The sequence below is a fragment of the Thiolapillus sp. genome, from assembly GCF_048562965.1.
Lineage (GTDB): Bacteria > Pseudomonadota > Gammaproteobacteria > Chromatiales > Chromatiaceae > Thiolapillus > Thiolapillus brandeum_A.
This window is the reverse complement of sequence record NZ_JBHNMF010001407.1, coordinates 1-642: the sequence shown is the minus strand read 5'-3', so window position 1 is coordinate 642 and position 642 is coordinate 1. Positions and strand designations below refer to the sequence as shown.

Annotated in this window: 1 protein-coding gene and 1 pseudogene; both read right to left on the bottom strand. The window is 49.4% G+C overall.

From position 1 onward, the window contains the following. On the bottom strand, window positions 1–313 hold a 313-nt coding region (locus tag ACOCD2_RS24635), incomplete at its 3' end, for a type I restriction endonuclease (RefSeq protein WP_419626325.1). Further along, window positions 306–642, bottom strand: a pseudogene (locus tag ACOCD2_RS24630) (hypothetical protein); the annotation flags it as partial. The gene ACOCD2_RS24635 and the pseudogene ACOCD2_RS24630, both read right to left, overlap by 8 nt.

Below are 642 nucleotides of genomic sequence, written 5' to 3'. Positions count from 1 at the left end.
TGCCCAGGGTCAGCAGCTCATGGATAGCCTCGTTGGTTTTCAACAGGCCGTCGTACTTGACGTTCTTCAGCTTCTGAACGGCGGACTGGATGTTCTCCTCGCTGAACAGGTAATCCCGGCCCTTGTGGTGAATACGGTTGATCTCGCGCAACTGTTCACGCAGCACCTCCTCAAGTAACACGTTGCCGGCCTTGCCCTGGCGCGCAGCCAACGCCTGATCTGGTGGCAAATACTCGAAGCCCAGGTTGATGAGTTGTTGCAGCGCCGGGATCTGGGAGAGGTATTTCTCGTTGAAGCGGAAGCCTCTAGTCATCACCGGTTTCTCCAAGGTCTGATAACACTGTATCGCTGTTTTTTTGATAAGGCAGCGTAAAATGCACCGGAACAGGAATTCGATAATGCCTGGATGCGAGCAATATCAGTGGCCAAAGCCCTTTTTCTCTAGCGGACAGGTTCTCAAAATGCTGCGCTTGCTCGCATTCTTCCCAGACTAACTTCAAAAATTCTTTCGGTGATTGTTCAATGGGTACATTCGATAATGCGGCACCGTGCAGATCTTTATTTGTGTATAAATTATCCTCTGTGGTTTCATCCGGATACCAAAGCTGGAAATTACAGTGTAAAAGGCATTCGTCCTTAAAA